Below are 21,304 nucleotides of genomic sequence, written 5' to 3'. Positions count from 1 at the left end.
AGATGTTATATGAAACTCTGTGAAACCATTGAATTTTCCATTGATTAAAAACCACTTACTCTGATATAGATACTTTTTTCTTACTAAACCGTTAACTAAGTATGAAAATTGTTACGTGGAACTGCAATGGCGGCCTAAGAAACAAGCTAATATTTCTGAAAAAAATCAATGCAGATATTTTTATCATTCAAGAATGTGAAGACCCTGCTAGCTCTTCAAACACCTATTTTGAATGGGCAGGTAATTATTTATGGATTGGTGATTCAAAAAATAAAGGAATAGGCATCTTCCCAAAAAAAGGAAATGCTGTCTACCAACTTAACCATAAAGGTACATTTCAAATTGAAGGTATTAAAAATAAAAGTATAGCTACAACGTGGACTACTGATTCTTTAAAGCTATTTTTACCTTTCACTATTAATAATTATATAAATGTACTATCAGTTTGGACGAAAGGTTCAGAATCAGAAGTATTTAGTTATATCGGGCAGTTATGGAAATATTTACAAATTCATAAAAATGATCTGTCTCAAAAGAAGCAAATAATAATCGGTGACTTCAATAGCAACTCAAGATGGGATAAAAAAGATAGATGGTGGAATCACTCCGATGTAGTATCTGAATTAAAAGAGATAAAAATAAACAGCCTATATCATCATATCCATAAAGAAGATCAAGGCTCTGAAAGTATGGCAACATTTTATCTTTATAGAAAAGAAAATAAACCTTATCACATTGATTATGCTTTTGTTTCTGAAGACCTATTAAATAGCAAACTAAATATTGGAGATAGAGACTTATGGTTAAAACTCAGCGATCATATGCCAATAACTATAGAGTTAACTATCTAACAATTATTCCAACCACGAACGTGGTGAGGCTTTCGACTTCGCCGACTCCCTGCAGTGTGCGCATGTAAACCTTAGCTGCACACAAATTTATAACAGACTGTGTAATGCTCCATAAGCTTACAATATCTAATGTCTACAGAAACAAAAAACCAGCCGAAGCTGGTCTTTTCTGAATCTAAAGCCAAATACGGCTTAACTCGCCTCTACTTCCGTATCCGCCAACGACCTCGGCAAGAAGCGTAAGGCAACCATACCGAAGAAGTAGATAGTCAAGGCTAAACCAATCCCCCCTAAGCCTAACATCCACTCCCAAACGCTAGGCGCATAAGCATGGATTTCACCATCAAAGAAACTACTTTGCACTTCAGCATTCGGGAATAACTCCAAAGGATAAACTTGCCCGCCCACAATAATCACATAGAGTTGGGCAAAGCCCCCGACAATCACTAAAGCCGAAGCTAAGAGTAGTGACCAATGATTATTCTTCAAAGCACGACAGAAAATTAAGGATAAGGGAATTAAGCCACCGACTAACACCTGCCCGATCCAAAATAGCAGGGTATAAATACCACCCTCTAAGAGGATAAACTGCTCTACACCATGCCGCTGAGCTATGTAAAGCGCGGTTAAATGGCGAGCTAACTCTAAAAACATAGCCGCTGCGACAAAAATAGCTAATAGATAACGCAAACGATTTAAGACTAAATCACCTAACTCACGCTTATCTAAGCGATAGACAAAAAACAGCAAAATGATGAATACCGCTAAGCCTAAAGCGAAGGATAGTGCGATAAACAATGGAGCAATCATTGCACTATTATAATAAGCCCGTGAGACTAAAAACCCAAAGATAGAACCTGTGCCTAAAGTTAGAATTAAGCGCCAGCTAAACGCAAAAAAACCCGCATAGGGATAGAGTACTTTCATTTTTCGATCTTGCATTGTCCAAATATACAAAATACATAAAGCTAAAAAGCCATTATAAAGAATGATATTCCATGCAAAAATCGACTTAAAATTGTAGTAGGTCATTGCAATGATTAAGCGATCTGCATGACCTAAATCTAAAACAAGAATCGCTAAGCCACCGAGTAATAAGGCAATCGCTAATAAAGCTGATAACCCACCCATCGGTTGATATAGACCTTTACGAAACACGGTTCCAATCGAAGCAATATTCAAGGCTCCTGAAGCGGCCACAATCAAAAAAATCGCAAACACGTGGGGCAAGCCCCAGACCACTTGGTTATTCATGCCCGTGACATAGTGGCCTTCATGCTCTAAATGGAAAAAGCTAAATGCACCTAAGACCACGAGGGCTAAACAAATACCAAGTATAAAATAATAAACTTTGCTAGCGTGGAGTTCGCTATAAACCATCGTTTTGCTGCTCATTGCTAACTCCTCATAACCCTAAATAGCGCACACCGGTATTTAAACTTAAATCGGCACGAATTTGCGAACCGCCCAGTGCTTTCATCGCTTGGCTAATTCGGCTATTCGGGTCATTCAAATCACCAAAAATCACTGCATTCGGTGCGGCTTCTACACAAGCGGGTAATTGGCCTTGATCCACACGATGCACGCACAGATTGCAGGACTCAACAGTACCTATCCCCCGAGGTGAATGGGGGCGTTGATCCGTGAGACTTTCATGCACAAAACTACGTGCTTTGTAAGGGCAAGCCATCATGCAATAGCGACAACCAATGCAAATATGCTTATTTACCTGCACAATACCATCGGCACGCTTCATGGAAGCTCCCGTTGGGCAGACATCCACACAGGGGGGCTCTTCGCAATGCTGGCACATCACCGGTAAAGTGAAACTGTACTTCGTAAGCTTGTCAGTTACTTTAACCGTGCGCATCCATTGCGCTTGTTGCTCAGGGCGAGCTTTCGGGTCATTACCCCAACCATGTTCGCGCTTACAAGCTTCTACCATGGACGCACCACCGTCTGTTAAGCGGTTCACATCAATCAACATACCCCAGCGGACTTGGTTGGATACGGGTTGATCAGCCGGTTTTGCAGGTACATCTCCGGCTTGTACTGTACGCAGGATCACGCTAGAGGCCAAACCACCCACAGCAACCCCACCCAAGGTTGCCATAAATTTGCGTCGATACGCATTGATCTGACTCATTGCGTAGCTCCTTGTGTTTGACTCTGACTCAGCCATAATAAATCGTTCATATCGGGCTGTACGCTTTGGGCTGAAAGATGATAAGTATTTGAGCTAAGCTTGTGCTGATAATTAATGTTTTCGACAATCTGTGGACGATCCGCATGGCATTGAAAACAATCTAATTTCACACCCACATAGGTATGACAGCTCGCACAAAAATGATCTTTCTTTTCATCCGTGTAATGCACTGCCGAACCATCTTCCCGCGTCGGCACAACATGGCAATTAATGCATTCATTCAGACTGTGCTTGTTGGTACGAATGCCTTCAATCACCGTCTTGTCGCGATGCACATCTAAATACACCATGTGATTCTTGCGCATATCCGCTGTCGGCTCCACGCATTGTGCTGCTTTTGCTTTCGCAGGGGCAAGATTCGGCTCTGGCACACCTGCATCACAGCCCACCAGCAGCGTCGCCAGCAGCACCAGCCCTAGCAGTGATTTAATATGGCTGAGCAAGGGCATGGTTTATTCACCCATACCCATTTCAATATAGCCCGTGGGGCAAACATCCGCACAAATATGACAACCGATACAACGTGCATAATCGGTTGCCACATAACGCCCTAAAGTGGCTTGCTTTTTTGGTACACGATACACCGCATCTTGCGGGCAGAAAATCACGCAGTTATCGCATTCAAAACACATCCCGCAACTCATGCAACGCTTAGCTTCAGCAATCACATCGGCTTCGGCTAAAGCATTCATACGCTCAGCAAAATGCCCCAGCACCTGCTCAGAGGTAGGCACATCTTCCGTGCGGGTATGCCGTGCTTCTGCTTTGAAATGCCCTAAGAATAACTCAGACGACCTTACAATCGTGCTCTTAGAGCGGTCTTCATAATTATGCACTGCGTACCTCATATCCGAAGTACCCCGCAAATCCTCTGCTTTAGTTGCATCAAAACTACTTGGCTCTAAACCTGCTTCCTGTAATTTGCGCATCAAATCAAAATGATGCTTATCCACTTTCGGACGCTTTTGGATTTCTTGGGCGTTCAAATATTGATGGATAGTTTCAGCAGCAATCGCACCTTGACCAATCGCGGTCGTCAACAAATGCGGACGCACAATATCTCCTGCTGCGAAGTGGCCTGCTTTACCCGGCACTTGATAGAGCGCATTATGATTGATTAAGTTTTTACCATTATTCCACGACTCCACGCCATCAAAACGCCCGTACTGACCAATCGCGGAGACAATTAAATCCGCCTCGATCAGGGTTTCTGTGCCACCCTCTTTAGCTTGCGGCAAATTACCTTTCATCACGCACTCAATGACTTTTAAGCCAATCGCCCGTCCATCCTCACCAAAGACGATTTCTTTCGGCATAACTTGCGTCAGAATCGTCACGCCTTCTTTCAGCGCATCTTGGACTTCATGTTCGGCAGCAGTCATTTGATCCAGAGCAAATAAAGTCGTCAAAGTAACCGTAGCTGGAGCTTTTTCACGCACCTCACTATGTACTAATTTACCCGTTGCTGCCTCTTCTGGCTTTTCATTGTAGTCAGTTAAAGTACCAATGCGGCGCGACACCGACACCACGTCAATCGAGGTGTCGCCCCCACCCACGCAGACAATGCGTGGTGCGGTATATTTCATTGTGCCTAAGTTAAAGGCTTGCAGGAAATCGACAGCAGTAACGCAATTCGGCGTTTCAGCGAACTTCTCCACGAATAAGTCACGCCCTGTCCAGCAACCCATTGCCCAAAGCACCGCATCATAGTCTTGCTCTAATTGCTCAACGCTGATGTCTTGACCAATCGTAGTATTGCAACGCACTTCAATATCGCCCAAATCCAGAATACGTTGAATTTCGGCACCCAATTTATCGCGTGGCACACGATAGCCCGGAATACCATAACGGAACATCCCGCCGAGTTCTGGCAGTTTTTCAAAAATCGTTGAGGCATGACCTAAGCGGCGCAATTGATAAGCAGCAGATAAACCAGCTGGACCACCACCAATAATCGCGACTTTTTTACCCGATAAAGCAGGGGCTGGATCAAACTTAAAATTTTGCTCAATAGCATAGTCGCCGATGTATTGTTCGACTGCATTAATCCCAACGAAATCATCTACATCATTGCGATTGCAGCCAGTTTGGCAAGGTGCAGGACAGACTCGCCCCATCATCGCGGGAAAAGGATTGGCAGTGGTCGAGCGCCGGAAAGCATATTCTTGCATGCTCATGCCAGCGGGTGGTTTCTCAATGCCGCGCACGATTTGCAACCAACCGCGAATATCTTCACCAGAAGGGCAAGAACCTTGGCAGGGCGGGGTTTTATGCACATAGGTCGGGCATTTGTGAGAAGTATCTGCGACAAAAATCTTGTCGTGCATACTGTCCCATTCATGATCACCATCTTTATATCGCCGAAAGGTTAAACCGTTTAGTTTAGGGTCGTGCGCTACTGTTGACATGTCATTCTCCTCTGCGTGAGCTTGGCCTGCCAAACTCAGGATCAATACGGAAATCGGTTGTAAGAATCGACTTAGGCGTCGTCGTTATCGTCATCATCCTCATCAGGACACGCTTGCACTGAAACTTGACGCTGTAAGACCAGCGCCTTGCTCACCAATTGGTGCACGCTGACAATCTGTTCCATTTTAAAGCCGTAATACGGAATCACTTTAGTGAACTGCGACTTACAAATCGCGCAGATCGCCGCCATATGCGTCACGCCCTGCTGCTCAGTCACATACTTAAGCGCTTCCATACGCGGTTGAGCGCCCTTAATACGTAACTCCATTAAATCGTCAGTGAGCAAACCACCACCACCACCACAGCAATAGGTGGCATCGTGAATAGTGTCAGCGGGCATATCGACAAAGTGATTGCACACCGCTTTAATCACATTACGTGGATATTCAAACTGCCCACCCGGTTTATCACCCATCCGTGAACCACGCGCTACATTGCAGGAATCATGGAAGGTCAACACTTTGTCATCATTTTGGGACTTATCGATGACCAATTTACCATCCTGAATCAAGCCCCATGTCACTTCCAGAATATGCTGCGGCACAGGATATTTCGGATCAAGGAAATCGAAAGGCCCTGCGAGGGTATTCAAAAAGCTATACGCCACCCGCCACGCATGCCCGCATTCACCAAATACAATACGCTTTACCTTGAGCTTGATCGCTGCTTCACGAATGCGTAAGGCAATGCGGCGCATATTTTCGTAAGAGCCAATGAACATGCCAAAATTGGCACCTTCCGAGGCATACGAACTCAAAGTCCAAGAAATACCTGCTTCGTGGAATACTTTCGCATAACCCATTAAGCCATCCACATGGGGCTCGGCGAAGAAGTCAGCCGATGGTGTCACTAATAAAACTTCAGCGCCCTCTTCATCCAAGGGAAAGCGTACCTTAATGCCCGTATCGGCTTCGACGTCCTCTTCCAAACCCTCTAAGGTGTCTGCAAGTGCAGGCTGTGGCAAACCTAAGTTATTACCAACTTTAAAAACTTTGCTAATGATTTCATTATTGTATTTAGAACCACGCCCTATGTGATCGAGAATTTCGCGGGCAGCCATGGACACTTCTGCAGTATCAATCCCGTATGGGCAATATACCGAGCAGCGCCGACATTGGGAACATTGGTGATAATAGTTATACCAATCGTCCACCACTTCCTCAGTCAAATCCACTGCACCGACTAATTTCGGAAAATGCTTGCCCGCAAAGGTGAAATAGCGGCGATACACTTTGCGCAACAAATCTTGCCGCGCAACTGGCATATTTTTTGGATCGTGTGTACCAATGTAGTAATGGCATTTATCCGTACAGGCACCACATTTAACGCAGATATCCAAATACAATTGCAATGAACGGTAGCGATGGCGCAAGTCATCCAGTTTAGTTAAAGCACGTTCTTTCCAATCCGGCACTAATTCAAATTTGCCATTCTCAGCGGCTTGAAAATCGCTCGGAAAATGCAGCGCTTTTTGGAAATCGGGCTTAGCAATAAAAGGACCTTTACCTGCCATTGCATCCGGCTTGATGGTCGGGATCTCGACATAACCTTCGCCCTTCAGCTTAGGGACTTCGTAATCAGCCATGCTTCACCTCATCCAAATAAGTCTTTTGCTGTTGCTCCAGCTCTAACGCCCATTTAGAAATATGACGTTTTTCACGTGGATTATCGACTTGATTACGGGTGGGACTTAGGAAGACGCCGGGGGCATGCATTAGTTTACTAATCGGAAACACTAGCATCAAAACTGCTACTAATAACAAATGCAACAGCAAAATTGGTGAAGCAGGAAGTGGGGAAAAATCAAAAGTTATTAAGCCACGAAAAAAGCCTTTCACCATCACGATATCGGTATGTGCAACAAAGGTCATGAGCATCCCACTTAAACCGATTCCCATTAGCAAAGCCAGCATCAAAAAATCTGACGGTGCAGAGATATAACGTACCCGATCCACTAAAATCCGCCGTGCTAATAGCCCCGTTAACCCTAACACCATCGCAAAACTTGCGTATTTACCGAAAGGCTGTATAAAACTTAAAAAAGCCCCTATCTCCATAAAATAGCGCGTATGGCGCAGCAGCACGAGCCATAAAGCCATGTGAAATAAGAAGGCAAATAGCCAAGTATATTTACTGGCGCGGAATAAACTTTGGAAAAACACTACTTCACGGAACATGCGCCACACTACACCGCCTTGGGTAATCGGGGCTGGGGTGGTGGGAATTTTTAGCGGCACGGGAATTTGCATGTAGAAGTAAATCCGGCGGCCCACTCCGACCACTAATATCAGTGTCGCCGCCCAAAATAGCAGGCCGTAGAGAATACTCACAAAGGTCACAACTGACTCCTACAGGCAAAATCCCAGCGCAACCCTAGCCAGCTAGGGTCGAGCAGATGGCTCTAGTTGCCTAGAGCACCTTAAATTCAAAAAATACGGATTAGACGCAGCCAGTTGGCTTAGGCAGGCCGGCATATTTGCACGCTTGCTTACCCGGACCATAAGGGAACAAGCTATAGAGGTATTTGGAATTGCCTTTATCCGCACCTAAACGCTTACCTACTGCTTTAGTTAAAACGCGCACTGCAGGGGCAATTTGATACTCTTCATAATACTCACGCAGGAAATTGATGATTTCCCAATGCTCATCATTCAGTGCTACTGGCGTCTCTTCTGCCAAAGCCATCGCGGTCGCGACTTCTGGCGTCCAATCATTCAGGTTTTCTAAGTAACCTTCTTCATCAGTTGCGATAGTTTTTCCGCTAATTTCCAGAGCCATGCATGGCCTCCTGTTTAATAAAGTTAAAATTTATAGCCAGCTTTGAGTTTTTTCGTTTGCCACGGTCAAATCCACAAAACCTGCATAGTCTACAAGCTGAATGCCTTCCAACACTCGCTCTGCCTTTACACCACGTGCCGCTAGGTCGGGACTCAAGGCATAAAGTTTCACGGCATTGCCATTCATGGCTTGCTGCAGCTCGGTGACCAACGTCGACCCACTCACCACACCAATCACCGCATCCTCAATCAATAACACCGCATCGCCAGATAGTGCATGCGCTAAGCAACTCTTTAGCGCATTTCGCTCAAAAGGCGATTTATTCACAATATGTAACATTGCCATAACTCACCTCTTAGAAGCTAAAAGTGACATCTTGTTCAGCCATAATTTTCGCCATTTCCGTACGCGAAATCACCTGAACTGAAGGCTTTTCAGTATAATCATCGTCCTCATCTTCGTAGACAATGGGCATTAAATCATCTTCCGTTAGACCACGCTCAACCAAGGACTCGCGTTCCACATACAGTTTGGTGATACCATAATCACCTAAAGCATTGTAGGTCGGAGAGAAGTTTTTCATACCAACTGCTTTTGGGGTTTGGCCTTTCGCAATTTGATAGACACCATCATCTAAAAAAGCGAGACTGACCTCTTGTTCAAAGGCAGCAGCAATCAAGACAACCTCCAAAGACTCCAACGCATATACCGTGCCATAAGGCGCTTTGCGGTTCAAATACAGGAATTTCTTCGCCATGCTTTAATCCCCAAACACGATGGTACGATCCGACTCAATTCCGCCATCGATCAATTGACCTAAGCCAGAAATACGGAAACCGGAAGCAATATTATCGGCATTTAAACCTTGGCGTTTGGCTTCAGACGCATCCATCAAGCCACGACGCTGAGCAGCTGCAATACAAATCACTAGGTCTAAGCCATGTTTTTCCGCTAGCTCAGACCATTCCTTTTGCAGCATCCGATCGTCTTTAGGTGGAACAGCGAGGCGTGTGCCATTGTTTACGCCATCGTGATAAAAAAACACCCGAAAAATCTCGTGCCCTTTTTCTAAAGCAGCACGCACAAATTGCAGCGCGCTATCAGAGGACTGATGCTGATAAGGCCCTTCATTGACCATAATGGTGTATTTCATGTCATTCCTCGTTATCGACTTTAGAAGCGGATATGGGTTGAAGAATTCAAGTTAGTACGTGCCCCGCGCCAATTATCAATGTGGTACTTAGTGAAGGGCAAACCAGTCACTTCAAAGAAACGCGGCCAACCAATCCGCTCGACCCATTCATTGATCCGCTCCCAATCGCGTGCACCTTCTTTATAGCACTGTAGAATCTTCTTGACGATTGCGGTTGCTTCCGGCCAGCGCGGTGGATTATTCGGAATACCTGCCGCCACCAAGCGTTGGAAAGTTGGCTTACCACGTGCATTTGAGTGCTTACCGCCAATCCAGATCGCGAGTTGTGTGTATTGGTGATCATTAATTTGCATGGGTGGGCAAGGTGGATAACAAGCACCACAACAAATACATTTCTTCTCATCAACTTCAAGCGATGGCTTACCGTCGACCATCGCAGGGCGAATCGCCGCGACCGGACAACGCGCTACTACCGATGGGCGCTCGCAGATATTGCCGACCAGATTATGGTTAATCTTCGGTGGTTTGACATGCTGGACATTAATCGCGATGTCACCTTGACCACCACAGTTAATCTGACAGCAGGAAGTAGTCATATGGACGCGATTCGGCATATTCCAACCTTTGAACTCATCCAGCAACTCGTCCATCATCGCCTTCACGACACCTGAAGCATCCGTCCCCGGAATGTCACAGTGTAACCAGCCTTGGGTATGCGACAAAGTTGCTACAGAATTTCGGGTGCCGCCGACCGGAAAACCCGCATCTTCCAAAGCTTTCACCAGTGGTTCGACTTTTGCACCGTCTGCTACCATGTATTCAATATTGGAACGAATCGTGAAGCGTACATAGCCCTCACCGTATTGATCACCAATATCCATCAATTTGCGTAGCGTAAACACATCCAGAATACGTTGCGTACCGGCACGTACGGTCCAGACTTTCTCACCGCTACGGGCGACATGGACTAATACACCGGGGCGTGGATCTTCGTGATATAACCATTGACCGTAGTTGCGACGCATCACAGGATGCATATATTGAAAACCGTCTGGACACCCAGACTCAATGGGTTCGCGCATTTCGGCTGCCATGAACTAAACTCTCCAAAAAATCTTTAACATTAGTACTGAAACCCCTCCCAACCTCCCCTTATCAGGGGAGGGATTGAGGGTGGGATTAAGCAGCCGCCATTTTTTCTTCACGTTTACGGTTGAACCACTCTTCTGCAGCTTCATCCCAACCATCCATACGCACATAAGACACATTACGTGGTTGTTTGATCATATTTGGATCGGGATCAATGCCAATGCCTTCTAAGAAATTCACCAAGCCGATACGCTCAATCATTTCCCCACAGCGCTCATGCTCTAAACCATTTTCTGCCCAGTAATCAATTACGGTAGAAGCTAATTCTTTAATGCGTTCGTAATCTTCTTCGGTGTCCATTTTCATGAAAGGAATAATCACCGTACCCATCAAATCACCGATTTTTAAAGTACGCTTGCCTCCCATCAGGATGCTCACACCTTTATCATCACCAGTATGCAGGGCTTTTGGCATAACATTTAAGCAGTGCATGCAGCGCACACAATTACTATTGTCGACGGTCATGGTGTCATCATCATTCAACTTAATCGCGCCAGTAGGACAGCGACTGATGACATTATCGAACATATACTGCCGACCTGCCGCACGATCCCCTTCTTTGCCGATTTCAGCGGCTTTTTTCATGATCGTTTCTTTCACAGCAGCTTGGTCGATTTTCATGTCGTCACGCCAAGTACCAATAATGGCGAAGTCGGCACGCTCAATCGCATTCATACAATCATTGGGGCAACCCGATACTTTGAACTTAAACTTATACGGCAAAGCAGGACGATGCACATCATCGGTGAAGTTATTTAGTAAATGCCGATGAATTGCTTGCTCATTGCAGTTAGACATTTCGCAACGTGCAGCGCCCACACAAGACATCCCAGTACGCACACAAGGTCCCGCACCACCTAAGTCCCAACCATAATCATTAATTTCATCGAAGAAGCCTTGATAGTTTTTGCTATCCGAGCCAATGAACATGATATTGCCGGTTTGACCATGAAAAGTTTGCAGGCCAGAGCCGTATTTTTCCCAACTATCTGCAAGCTGGCGCAGCATATCGGTGGTGTAGTAATTACCGGCTGGCGGTTGTACACGCAGGGTATGGAATTCTTTAGACTCAGGGAACATATGCCCCACTTCTGAAAAGCGTGGAATAATCCCCCCTCCATAACCGAATACCGAAATCGTACCCCCTTTCCAATAACCCATCCGTGTTTCGTAAGAATGCTCTAATTGGCCTAACACGCCATTATTCATGTTACGAATACGTTCGTTTGGGTGATTGTCACGTAAATTCTTAATACCGCTAATGAAGCTAGGCCAAGGCCCTTCTTCCAAGACATCCAGCATCGGGGTCGGATAATGTTTTGTTGCCATAGCTGCCTCCTCATCGTTGCACTTATGACTAGCTTAGCTACTGCTCTAATTTAGCTGAGTAGCCCAGCGTAGAATCGGTTGCGTGGACACTTAGCCACACGGTTACACCATGTTTATAAGTGTATGCTTATGACCCTTGTCAAAGAATCTCACCCATGGGGAGTGCTATAAAACGACTCTATCTCTAAGGAGATAGACCTAAAAAGTTCGACAAGTTTTCTCTCAGTCAACGCTAAAGATAGAATATCATTATTTTAGAATATTTAAACCTTCAAACTTACTGGAGTGTTTATGAACTTATGGGATGAAGATTTTTATCAAATTTGGCGAGAGCAAAAGCTCGCGCTTTATCCGGTAAATCCAAATGACCTGTTAGTTGAAATCCAAGATGCCGCTACTCCTAGGCCAGCAGAACTACAACAGCTTAGCTTCTATTTAGCGCGCTATAACTTTGCTTTGTATCGCTTTATCAAACCACCCAAAGCACCCAAACAACAAGTTCATCAGCTTGCACAAAGCATAAGCTTAAAGACCTTAGCGCATAATCTTTGTGCAGATGTCGATAGTTTAACGGCTATTCAAGTAACTCAGCATCAAGGCCAACACGATTACATTCCGTATACCGATAAGAAGCTGAGCTGGCATACCGATGGCTATTACAATGCACCTGATGAGCAAATCCACGGCATGCTCTTACATTGTGCGCGCCCAGCGTTACAAGGCGGTGAAACTCAACTGATGGATCATGAACTGGCTTATCTTTTATTGCGTGACGCCAACCCTGAGTATATTCATGCCTTACAGCATCCTGAAGCCTTCACGATTCCGGCGAATATTTTAGAGGGAAAAGTTATTCGCCCTGCGCAAACGGGCCCTGTGTTTAGCTTTAATGCAGAGGGTAGTTTACATATGCGCTATTCGGCACGGCAAAAAAATGTGCTCTGGCGGGATGATCCAAGCACTCAAGCGGCAACGCAGTTTCTACTAAACTTGTGGGAACAAGAGTCAGTTTATAAGCTGCGTTATACCCTGCAGGCCGGTGAAGGCTTAATTTGTAATAATGTTTTGCATTGCCGAACAGCCTTTGTAGATGCGGAAGAGCCGGAAAAAAAGCGCTTGTTGTATCGGGGGCGGTATTTAGAACGGGCGAATTGATTTATTTTTAATCTTTATATTGGCGGATTGTAAATTGAACTTACAAATTGTAAGCCGAGCATTACACTAGATTACATTAGCTCACTAAACCTTAAGATTCTCATGTCCTTCATTCCACAGTGCTGTCTGGCTATTGATCCTAGGCAATCCGGAATCCTAAGAAAAGCCAATTTAATGAACTTAGCTCCGTTTGTAAAAAGCGCGGAACTCGCTTAGCTCATTCGCTATATAGCGTCAGTTGGCGAGTTTATTTAGGATGAAACTTCCTGACTTTAACGATGAAGCTAAACGATGCCGCAAACTTTACAAAAATCGATAGAACACCAACGAGCACGCCTCATTGAATTATTAGGAGCGTCTTTAAAGCACTATGCAGCAACCTTACAAACCCGTTTGCAAGATCGTCAGCTACTCGATGAGCAACTGCGCTTGATTTTCAAAGCGATTGATCATTGCAAATATGTGTATGTATTAGATACTCAAGCGGTGCAAATTAGCTCAACGATTAATCGTTATGGCTTAGAGCTAAGCGATTATCAGCGTGACCGCTCGACCCGACCTTATTTGCAGCATATCTATGACGACCGCATTGATTTTAATTTATCCGCTGCTTATATGAGCCGCAACAAAAAGCGCCCATCTTTGACTGCAATTCAAACTATTCGTGATGCACAAGGCCAACGCTTGGGTTTTCTAGGAGTGGATTATGATTTACGTGAGCTACCACATTCAGAAATGATTTATGAAGAACCTAGCAAATGGCGGCAAATTAAAGGTGATCCAGCCATTCGCCAAGGCTTATTCACTCAAGAACGGGTAGAAAGCTTACTAGACAAGCAAATTGACCACGTACTTTCGGTGCATGAGGCTTTAGTTGTAGATCAGGGCGTCCATGATTTTCAACTGCACTTTTCAGCCAGCCGTTCCACAATTTGGCATGTCGACGATCCTTATGTGTATCGCATCCTCACGATGGAAGAATTAGCGGATACCAATATCTGCCTTGCCTATCCACGCCGATCTTATTTTGATCGGGCGATTGTACCGCGTGAACAGATTAAAAAAATCCTGCGCCAATTTAAAGCCTTACGCTTTGCCGATGAAATCATCTATCTGCGGACTGCCTCTTTGAATATTGTGAATGGTAAAGTGGGTTTAAACTTTTCTTGTGATGGCACACATTATCTAAGCTACGATGAGTTTCTGAGCAAAGGTTTAAGCTTTTGGATTGGGGGCGACCTTAATGAGCCAACGACTGAAACTAAGGTGATAGATACCACTAAACTCGATCAAGCTATTGATACCCTAGCTACTCAAGGCTGTATGGCAGTTAATCTATTACTAGCCAGTCTTGACAATGATGAAATCCCTAGCTCACTACAAATCTATACAAAAGCCGAACGAGATTATATTTATCACGAGCTTAAAACAGTCATGAATGTCTATGAAAATGGGATCTGTGGCTTATAGCCAGCCATTTCTACAATGACTGGCTTGCGGACAAATAGAGCGCTTAATGCGATAACACGCGCTCTAATTCAGCCATACCGGCTGGCAAGTCCAACTTAGCACCGCATTTACGCATACTCGAACCAAAAGCATGCAAGGTTCTAAATAAGTTATGCGCACGGCTCTGCTCGCCCATTTGGCCAATGCGTAAGATATTCAGGCCAAAAGCACCAGAAATTTCGACTTTGTGGATGCAAGACATATCGGCACGCACCGCGTCCGCAGATACGTGATCGGGCACTACAACCCCAATGACCGAATTTAAGCGATGCTGCTTTTCCACTAATAATTCTAAGCCCATCGCCTCTAAACCCGCTTGCAGCGCCTCCGAGCAGCGTAAGTGGCGGCGAAAGCGATTCGGCAAGGTTTCTTCACAAACTAGGCGTAAAGCCTCATGCAGAGCCAAAATGCCCGAAACTGGTGCAGTGTAATGATAGGATTTTTGGTTCCAGAATTTATCCGCTAATTGCGCGTCCAAACACCAGTGATAAGGTAAGTCTTGGCGATTGGCGATTTTGCGTGCCCATGCCTCTTCCGAGAAGGCTAACAAAGATACACCCGGGATCGAGGAAAGACCCTTTTGGCCACCGGTGATAATCGCATCCACTTGCCAATTATCCATTTCAAGCGGCATGGTACTGAGTGTACAAACCGCATCAACAATGATTAAGCAGCCATAGCGCTTTGCAAGTTTCGCGATTTGTTCTAGCTCGCGATTGAAAACGGTATTAGAAGTTTCACCCTGCACCATAGTGACAACATCATATTTAGTGCGCTGTAACTCACGCTCAACCGCTTCGACATCTGCACCTTGGTTACGAGGCATTTCTAAGAGGGTTGGTTCTGCCCTGACCCGCCGTGCCATTTCTGCTAAGCGCTGGCTGAAATAACCATTAGTAATACACAAAACTCGCGAACCAGGCGTCACTAAATTGGCAATGGCCATTTCCATCGCCGCAGAACCTGGGCCACTCACCCCCATTACATGCGAAGAGCGAGTTTGGAAGACATAGCGGCTCATGTCTTTAACCTGCTCAATGACACGATTCATGGTGTCGCCGAGATGATTAATAACGATTGAATTCGCCGCTGCAACCTTTTGCGGAATCGGTACCGGTCCCGCCCCCATCATTAATAATGGTTCATCTGGTAAAATCTGTTCTAAAGGAACAATATTCGGAGGGGAGAGAGACTCGCTCATGAAATTTGATGTCCTATTCGCTTTTAGTAACTTTAAATAAAATGGGGGAATCCTTGTACGCCATGCCTAGCATGATTGCAAGCCCCTGCACAGCATCCTGCCATGTGCATCCATCTTCCATGCTGAATATATACAAGCGGCTCAAAGCGTGCTTTGCTGCTGATCTGATTTTCTGAAGGTAACATCTGATGTTTTGGCAAGAAGATGAAGACAAAACCCTGCCCTATCAGGCTCCTGATGATATTTTAGACTTAAGCTTTGCGATGCGTTGCAAGCAACTACCGCTTGATCATGCTTGGGATTTATCGGTGGCAATTCATCAAGCACTGCCTTGGTTTGAGGGCGAAACTTTAGCTGGTGTCCATACGATTCATGTCGCTGAGAGTGGCAACGGCTGGCTGCGTCCTGAAGAACAAAATGGCTTATTGATACCTTCGCGCCGTACACGTTTGGAGTTACGCATTCCTAAGCAGCGCATCCAAGCAGCACAAGCTTTAACCGGTCAAATCCTTAGTTGGGGAGAATATAAGCTTGAAGTGGGTGAAGCCAAAGAAAAGCCTTTCTCTAATGCAGCCGTCTTGTTTGCTCGCTATGTTGTTTCCGCTGAGACTGAATCGGAAAAAGAATTCCTACAACGCATGGCCGCAGAAGTGAAACAAATCGCCCAGTTTAAAATCAAGAAAATGCTCTGTGGACGCAGCCAGCACTTGCGTGTCGGTACAAATTCTATTTTTACTCGACATTTAATGCTCGCCGATTTGGATAATGAAACCTCGATCCGCTTACAGCAAGTGGGGTTAGGCGTAGGTCGGCACTATGGCTGTGGCTTATTGCTGCCACACAAAGGTATTAAAACCCTCAAACCCACCGAATAAACCCACACAGCTATCCCTTTAGAGCAGTAGTGAGGCCTTGGACGCCAAGTATAATTTTTCTAAAGTGAATTGAATACACCTTAAAGCATAAGAGGAATAAAGATGGCATTAGAAATCAATGGTAAAACTATTGAGCTGACTGAGACTGGTTATCTGGTCGACTTGAATGACTGGGATCAGGAAGTTGCCCAACAACTTGCAACCGAAGATGGGATTGGCGAATTGACTGAGCAACATTGGGATGTACTCAATTATTTGCGCGAAGAGTACATTAACAATAATGGCAACCAACCCATGGAGCGCGCTATTCTCAAAGCCATGGCTGAGAAATGGGATAATAAAAAACTTAGCAGCAAAGATCTTTACAACTTATTTCCACGTGCCCCGAGTAAGCAGGGCTTGAAGATCGCTGGTTTACCTGCTACCAATCGCAAAGGTGGCTACTGAGACTTTAACCATTAAGAGGTATGGGCTGGATAAACCTCAGCGTTTATGCTGCCCTGATGAATTGCTTAAGTTAAGAGACCAACACCATGAACGAGCGTAAACAAGCCCTAATTCAAGAAATGCTAGATATGCAAAAGAAATTCATGGCCTATGAACATTCAGGCCAATTTAATGCCGAGGACTATTATGTCGGCGAATGGAAAGAATATCGTGATCGTTACACTGAATTAGCTGCTGAAGTGCGCGAGATTGCTTCCAAAGAAGCTAATTTCTGGAAATAAACGAATTTCTCTTGATAGCTTTTGTAGCCGCTGTCTCCTAGCGGCTTTTTTTATGGTGATGGACGTGCTTTGGGCAAAGGAAAAGTCTTACGCAAAGCCCGAATTAATGATTCCATCTGCTGCTCGACACTGGCATGAATAATGCCCACATCAGATTCCAGCACACATTCATCCAGCTTCAACTGAGTATCGGGTAAAACCTCAATATGGACAATGGTACGCTGCCATTCCTCTAATTGCTCTAAGACCACATCTTGCATTTGTGGATGAACGCGGATAATCAGCTTTTTGCTACTGCGAATTAAATCCATCCCCCGTCGCACCGTACTAGCGACTAACTCCCGGTTTTCAAAAGTATGTAGAATTTGCTGCACCGAATCAATCACAACTTGAACGAGGGCTAATTCAATATTGCGTAAATTATCGTGCATTTTGATGGTAAAACCTAAAAGCTGTTGTACCACTTGATCATGGGCTTGCGCCCGGCCTTGCTGCATACCTGCTTGAATAGCCTCAGTAAGCACTTGAGTAGCACGCTGCTCGCGTGCTTGGTCGCGCAGTGCCATTTCTTGGACTAAGGTTTCATAATTAACTAAATGCCGATAATCGTTCGCTTTCAGTACGACTTTGCCCGGCTCCAATTGCGAGTCAAGTGGCTTAATTGAAACGAATTTGTCCATCGCTATCGATCCTCATGCGCACTTCTATGGCTATTTTTTGTATTAAGGCAGCACATTCTTTGTTTTGTCCGTGTAATTGCTTAGCTAAGGACTCAGCCTTTTTCAGTAATAGATACCATTGGTAAGGCAACTTCAGCATTAATCGCTTGCGCAAAGCAACGGGGTACTCTTGTAAAGCTTGATTTAGGCACAGCATCCCCGCCACGATTAAACTATGATGTGGATCGAGCTTATCTGGTAGGTTTAAATCTAAGGGCAAGTTACCTTTCATTAAAGCAGCGCGCCGATGCATAAAGCTAAACAGGTCAGAGCCGAGCTGTTCTTGGAGTTTTTGTACTTCTTCACGTACTACAATCTTTTGTACTTTTTTGTAATAAAACACTGTACCTACATAAAAAATCAGCCGCTCTAGATCATCACCTGACCACAAGGAAATTCGTGTCAACGAATTAGTAAAATTGAAAAAGACTTGATTTTCTAAACCAAAACGTTGCAATAAGTGCTGGACAATACGGTCTGCGCTCCGTTGTTTACCCACCAATTTTTTAATGATTGGGCCATCAGGCATTTGGTCAAGCCAACTCACATGGATATAGTGATCCGGGCGGAAATTAAATTCCCACACCAAATTCGCTATCTTGCTATTACTGGTGGATTCCACGTGTTTAAGCTCATTCATATTGAGTTGACTGATTGCGCACATTATCAGTCAAATGAAGGGAGTCTATGAAAACCTGATCGACAGTCGGAGGATTTACTAAGTTAAACGCTCTTTGGCATTCATCCCTCAAGCTCTTTACAATACGCCACTCTCCTCATGAATCATTGGCACTGAGATTTGGTATATGGATGAATTTGAACTACCCCTCTCCACACGTTTGAACTTAGAAACAGGCCGTATTACATGGAAAGAATTGGGCTTTTTCTTTGCGCGTGGGCGGATCTTACAAGCGACAACCGAACTTGATCTGATTGAAGTGGCAACAGCTCTAGCGAATGACGATGCTAGCAAAGTTTCGAGCTGGCTAAATACCCAACAAGTGCGCATTCTGCCTGATGTAATCGCCAAAGAATGGGCTGCTGATGACAATAATCTTTGGGCTGTAGTCGTTGCGCCTTGGGTGGTGGTACAAAAAAAGCCTACCCATAGATTAATTTAGCGATCAACAGTTTACTGGCTGCAATATGCTCAATTTACTTAGATCAACCAAAAAAATTGCCGCTCCTAGAAGCGGCAATGTGTTATAGCAACTTCAGTGTGAATTTATTTATTTTCACGTTGAGCGACTAAATTATCGACTACGCTTGGATCAGCCAGTGTTGAGGTATCACCCAAACCATCCAGCTCATTCGCAGCAATCTTACGCAGAATACGCCGCATGATCTTGCCAGAACGAGTTTTTGGTAAGCCGGGTGCCCATTGCAGTAAGTTGATCTTAGCGATTGGGCCGATTTCTTTACGAACTAAATTGATCAAATCATTTTTCAGCGCATCAGTACCCTCAACGCCAGACATCAGCGTGACATAAGCATAGATACCTTGACCCGTCAGCTCATGTGGGTAACCTACTACTGCGGCCTCCGCTACTTTTGGATGCAGAACTAAAGCTGATTCGATTTCAGCCGTACCTAAACGGTGACCAGAAACATTCAGAACGTCATCCACCCGGCCAGTGATCCAATAGTAACCGTCTTCATCACGGCGAGCGCCGTCACCGGTAAAATAGTAGCCCGGATACATCGCGAAATAGGTTTCATAGAAACGCTTATGATCGCCATAAACGGTACGCATCATCGATGGCCAAGGTGCTTTAATCGCGAGATTACCTTCGGCTGGGTTGCCCTCGATTTCCATGCCTTTGTCATCCAAGAGCACAGGTTGCACACCGAAGAAAGGGTTGGTTGCAGAACCCGGTTTCAACGGTGTTGCACCTGGCAATGGAGTTAACATATGTGCACCCGTTTCAGTTTGCCACCAAGTATCCACGATTGGGCAACGATTACGACCGACCACGCGGTTATACCACTCCCAAGCTTCTGGATTGATCGGCTCGCCGACTGAACCAAGTACGCGTAATTTTTCGAGCTTAGCGCGATTTACAAATTCTTCACCTTGCCCCATCAACATACGAATAGCAGTGGGTGCCGTGTAGAAAATCGCAACGTCATGCTTGTCGCAGACATCCCAGAAACGACCTGCATCTGGATAGGTTGGAATGCCTTCGAACATTAAAGAGGTAGCACCATTGGCTAAAGGACCATAGACGATATAAGAGTGGCCTGTTACCCAACCCACATCCGCTGTACACCAGTAAACCTCGCCTTCTTTATAATCAAATACGAGTTTCTGAGTCATCGCCGCTTGCAGCAAATAACCACCTGTGGTGTGCAGTGCGCCTTTAGGCTTACCTGTAGAACCAGAAGTGTAGAGGATGAATAAAGGATCATCCGCATCCATTGGCTCAGCAGGGCAATCAACAGAAGCTTCAGCTAAAGCCTCATGATACCAAACGTCATGTGAATTCCACTCAACGGGATCACCGCCACGCTTGACCACGATACAAGTATGTACGGTTGGGCATTGAGCAATCGCTTTGTCTGCATTGGTTTTCAGCGGAACACGCTTACCCCCACGCATGGATTGGTCAGAGGTAATAACGACACCGCATTCAGCACCTTGAATACGATCACGTAAAGCATCAGGGGAGAAACCACCAAAGACGATAGAGTGAACAGCACCAATACGCGCACAAGCTAACATGGCTACGGCTGCTTCAGGAATCATCGGTAAATATAAAGAGACGCGGTCGCCTTTTTTCACACCACGGCTTTTCAACACATTCGCGAACTTACAAACTTCTTCGTGTAATTCTTTATAAGTAATTTTGCGGTCTTCATTGGGACTATCACCTTCCCAAATAATCGCAACTTGATCACCGCGAGTCGCTAAGTGACGATCTAGGCAGTTTTCAGCAACGTTTAATTGTCCACCTTCAAACCAGCGGATATGGATGTCGCTTTCATCAAAGCTCCAATCCAGAACGTTATCCCACTTCTTGCTCCAAGTTAGGTATTTCTCAGCTTGCTCACCCCAGAACGTGGCTGGATCCTCGACGGATTGCTTATACATGCTGGCATATTGTTCTGCATTAACATGAGCATTAGCTGCAAACTCAGCAGGCACAGGATACGTCTTAATAGACATGGTTGACTCCTCACTA

General features: G+C 45.1%; 23 protein-coding genes. 7 read left to right on the top strand and 16 right to left on the bottom strand.

All coding sequences use genetic code 11. The annotated features are described in order from the left end of the window. The first annotated feature begins 101 nt into the window (after window positions 1-101). Window positions 102-851 carry an endonuclease/exonuclease/phosphatase family protein gene (locus Q0307_RS11465; protein WP_298660680.1) on the top strand — a complete coding sequence of 250 codons (750 nt, stop codon included), beginning with the start codon at window positions 102-104 and terminating at the stop codon, window positions 849-851. 192 nt (window positions 852-1,043) lie between these two features. Here Q0307_RS11465 and nrfD read toward each other — a convergent pair whose 3' ends face one another. The 12 genes from nrfD to dsrA form a co-directional block, all read right to left on the bottom strand. Then, a complete protein-coding gene (gene nrfD, locus Q0307_RS11460; RefSeq protein ID WP_298660678.1) occupies window positions 1,044-2,246 on the bottom strand; it encodes an NrfD/PsrC family molybdoenzyme membrane anchor subunit in 1,203 nt (400 codons plus the stop codon). 10 nt (window positions 2,247-2,256) lie between these two features. Next, complete coding sequence (dsrO, locus tag Q0307_RS11455; RefSeq protein ID WP_298660677.1) at window positions 2,257-2,997, bottom strand: sulfate reduction electron transfer complex DsrMKJOP subunit DsrO; 741 nt, start codon at window positions 2,995-2,997, stop codon at window positions 2,257-2,259. After that, on the bottom strand, window positions 2,994-3,506 hold the full coding sequence (locus tag Q0307_RS11450; protein ID WP_298660675.1) for a hypothetical protein: 513 nt from the start codon (window positions 3,504-3,506) through the stop codon (window positions 2,994-2,996). The genes dsrO and Q0307_RS11450 overlap by 4 nt, the downstream gene beginning before the upstream one ends. Window positions 3,507-3,509: 3 nt before the next feature. Further along, the gene (locus tag Q0307_RS11445; protein WP_298660673.1) at window positions 3,510-5,465 is read right to left on the bottom strand and encodes an NAD(P)-binding protein; all 1,956 of its coding nucleotides are present in this window, start codon (window positions 5,463-5,465) and stop codon (window positions 3,510-3,512) included. A gap of 71 nt (window positions 5,466-5,536) precedes the next feature. After that, entirely contained in the window at window positions 5,537-7,111 is a 1,575-nt protein-coding gene (gene dsrK / locus Q0307_RS11440) for a sulfate reduction electron transfer complex DsrMKJOP subunit DsrK (RefSeq protein ID WP_298660671.1), read from the bottom strand. After that, window positions 7,104-7,865 carry a respiratory nitrate reductase subunit gamma gene (locus Q0307_RS11435; protein ID WP_298660669.1) on the bottom strand — a complete coding sequence of 254 codons (762 nt, stop codon included), beginning with the start codon at window positions 7,863-7,865 and terminating at the stop codon, window positions 7,104-7,106. Before Q0307_RS11435 ends, dsrK begins: the two co-directional genes overlap by 8 nt. Before the next feature lie 100 nt (window positions 7,866-7,965). Then, complete coding sequence (locus tag Q0307_RS11430; RefSeq protein ID WP_298660667.1) at window positions 7,966-8,304, bottom strand: TusE/DsrC/DsvC family sulfur relay protein; 339 nt, start codon at window positions 8,302-8,304, stop codon at window positions 7,966-7,968. Window positions 8,305-8,334: 30 nt separating this feature from the next. Beyond that, entirely contained in the window at window positions 8,335-8,649 is a 315-nt protein-coding gene (gene tusB / locus Q0307_RS11425) for a sulfurtransferase complex subunit TusB (RefSeq protein WP_298660665.1), read from the bottom strand. A 10-nt stretch (window positions 8,650-8,659) separates the two neighbouring features. Further along, window positions 8,660-9,061 carry a sulfurtransferase complex subunit TusC gene (gene tusC / locus Q0307_RS11420; RefSeq protein ID WP_298660663.1) on the bottom strand — a complete coding sequence of 134 codons (402 nt, stop codon included), beginning with the start codon at window positions 9,059-9,061 and terminating at the stop codon, window positions 8,660-8,662. 3 nt (window positions 9,062-9,064) lie between these two features. Next, complete coding sequence (gene tusD, locus Q0307_RS11415; protein WP_298660661.1) at window positions 9,065-9,457, bottom strand: sulfurtransferase complex subunit TusD; 393 nt, start codon at window positions 9,455-9,457, stop codon at window positions 9,065-9,067. A 20-nt stretch (window positions 9,458-9,477) separates the two neighbouring features. Then, on the bottom strand, window positions 9,478-10,551 hold the full coding sequence (gene dsrB, locus Q0307_RS11410) for a dissimilatory-type sulfite reductase subunit beta (protein ID WP_298660659.1): 1,074 nt from the start codon (window positions 10,549-10,551) through the stop codon (window positions 9,478-9,480). Between the two features lie 85 nt (window positions 10,552-10,636). Continuing rightward, a complete protein-coding gene (gene dsrA / locus Q0307_RS11405) occupies window positions 10,637-11,935 on the bottom strand; it encodes a dissimilatory-type sulfite reductase subunit alpha (protein ID WP_298660657.1) in 1,299 nt (432 codons plus the stop codon). A 291-nt stretch (window positions 11,936-12,226) separates the two neighbouring features. Here dsrA and Q0307_RS11400 point away from each other — a divergent pair, with 291 nt between their 5' ends. Continuing rightward, window positions 12,227-13,090 (top strand): TauD/TfdA family dioxygenase, encoded by an 864-nt coding sequence (locus tag Q0307_RS11400; RefSeq protein WP_298660653.1) that lies wholly within the window; start codon window positions 12,227-12,229, stop codon window positions 13,088-13,090. Between the two features lie 291 nt (window positions 13,091-13,381). Further along, window positions 13,382-14,560, top strand: coding sequence for a hypothetical protein (locus tag Q0307_RS11395; protein WP_298660651.1), 1,179 nt, complete (start codon window positions 13,382-13,384; stop codon window positions 14,558-14,560). 43 nt (window positions 14,561-14,603) lie between these two features. Here the strand turns inward: Q0307_RS11395 and Q0307_RS11390 are convergent, their stop codons facing one another. After that, window positions 14,604-15,800: an alanine--glyoxylate aminotransferase family protein gene (locus Q0307_RS11390; protein WP_298660648.1), complete on the bottom strand. Its 1,197-nt coding sequence runs from the start codon at window positions 15,798-15,800 to the stop codon at window positions 14,604-14,606. Window positions 15,801-15,988: 188 nt separating this feature from the next. Between Q0307_RS11390 and cas6 the strand changes: the two genes are divergently transcribed. The 3 genes from cas6 to Q0307_RS11375 all read left to right on the top strand — a co-directional run bounded on the left by cas6 (window position 15,989) and on the right by Q0307_RS11375 (window position 17,403). Continuing rightward, complete coding sequence (gene cas6 / locus Q0307_RS11385; protein ID WP_298660646.1) at window positions 15,989-16,675, top strand: type I-MYXAN CRISPR-associated protein Cas6/Cmx6; 687 nt, start codon at window positions 15,989-15,991, stop codon at window positions 16,673-16,675. Window positions 16,676-16,777: 102 nt separating this feature from the next. Continuing rightward, on the top strand, window positions 16,778-17,122 hold the full coding sequence (locus Q0307_RS11380) for a TusE/DsrC/DsvC family sulfur relay protein (RefSeq protein ID WP_298660644.1): 345 nt from the start codon (window positions 16,778-16,780) through the stop codon (window positions 17,120-17,122). Window positions 17,123-17,208: 86 nt separating this feature from the next. After that, window positions 17,209-17,403 (top strand): hypothetical protein, encoded by a 195-nt coding sequence (locus Q0307_RS11375; protein ID WP_298660640.1) that lies wholly within the window; start codon window positions 17,209-17,211, stop codon window positions 17,401-17,403. Window positions 17,404-17,453: 50 nt separating this feature from the next. Here the strand turns inward: Q0307_RS11375 and Q0307_RS11370 are convergent, their stop codons facing one another. Continuing rightward, window positions 17,454-18,083: a FliH/SctL family protein gene (locus Q0307_RS11370; protein WP_298660638.1), complete on the bottom strand. Its 630-nt coding sequence runs from the start codon at window positions 18,081-18,083 to the stop codon at window positions 17,454-17,456. Continuing rightward, window positions 18,061-18,744 (bottom strand): SctK family type III secretion system sorting platform protein, encoded by a 684-nt coding sequence (locus tag Q0307_RS11365; RefSeq protein WP_298660636.1) that lies wholly within the window; start codon window positions 18,742-18,744, stop codon window positions 18,061-18,063. Before Q0307_RS11365 ends, Q0307_RS11370 begins: the two co-directional genes overlap by 23 nt. Window positions 18,745-18,928: 184 nt before the next feature. Here Q0307_RS11365 and Q0307_RS11360 point away from each other — a divergent pair, with 184 nt between their 5' ends. Continuing rightward, window positions 18,929-19,243, top strand: coding sequence for a DUF2288 family protein (locus Q0307_RS11360; protein ID WP_298660634.1), 315 nt, complete (start codon window positions 18,929-18,931; stop codon window positions 19,241-19,243). Between the two features lie 104 nt (window positions 19,244-19,347). Here the strand turns inward: Q0307_RS11360 and acs are convergent, their stop codons facing one another. Continuing rightward, window positions 19,348-21,288 carry an acetate--CoA ligase gene (gene acs, locus Q0307_RS11355; RefSeq protein ID WP_298660632.1) on the bottom strand — a complete coding sequence of 647 codons (1,941 nt, stop codon included), beginning with the start codon at window positions 21,286-21,288 and terminating at the stop codon, window positions 19,348-19,350. Window positions 21,289-21,304 lie beyond the last annotated feature (16 nt).

Origin of the sequence: uncultured Thiothrix sp. (genome assembly GCF_937873765.1) — a bacterium.
Taxonomy (GTDB): Bacteria; Pseudomonadota; Gammaproteobacteria; order Thiotrichales; family Thiotrichaceae; genus Thiolinea.
This window is presented reverse-complemented; position numbering and strand designations above follow the sequence as displayed.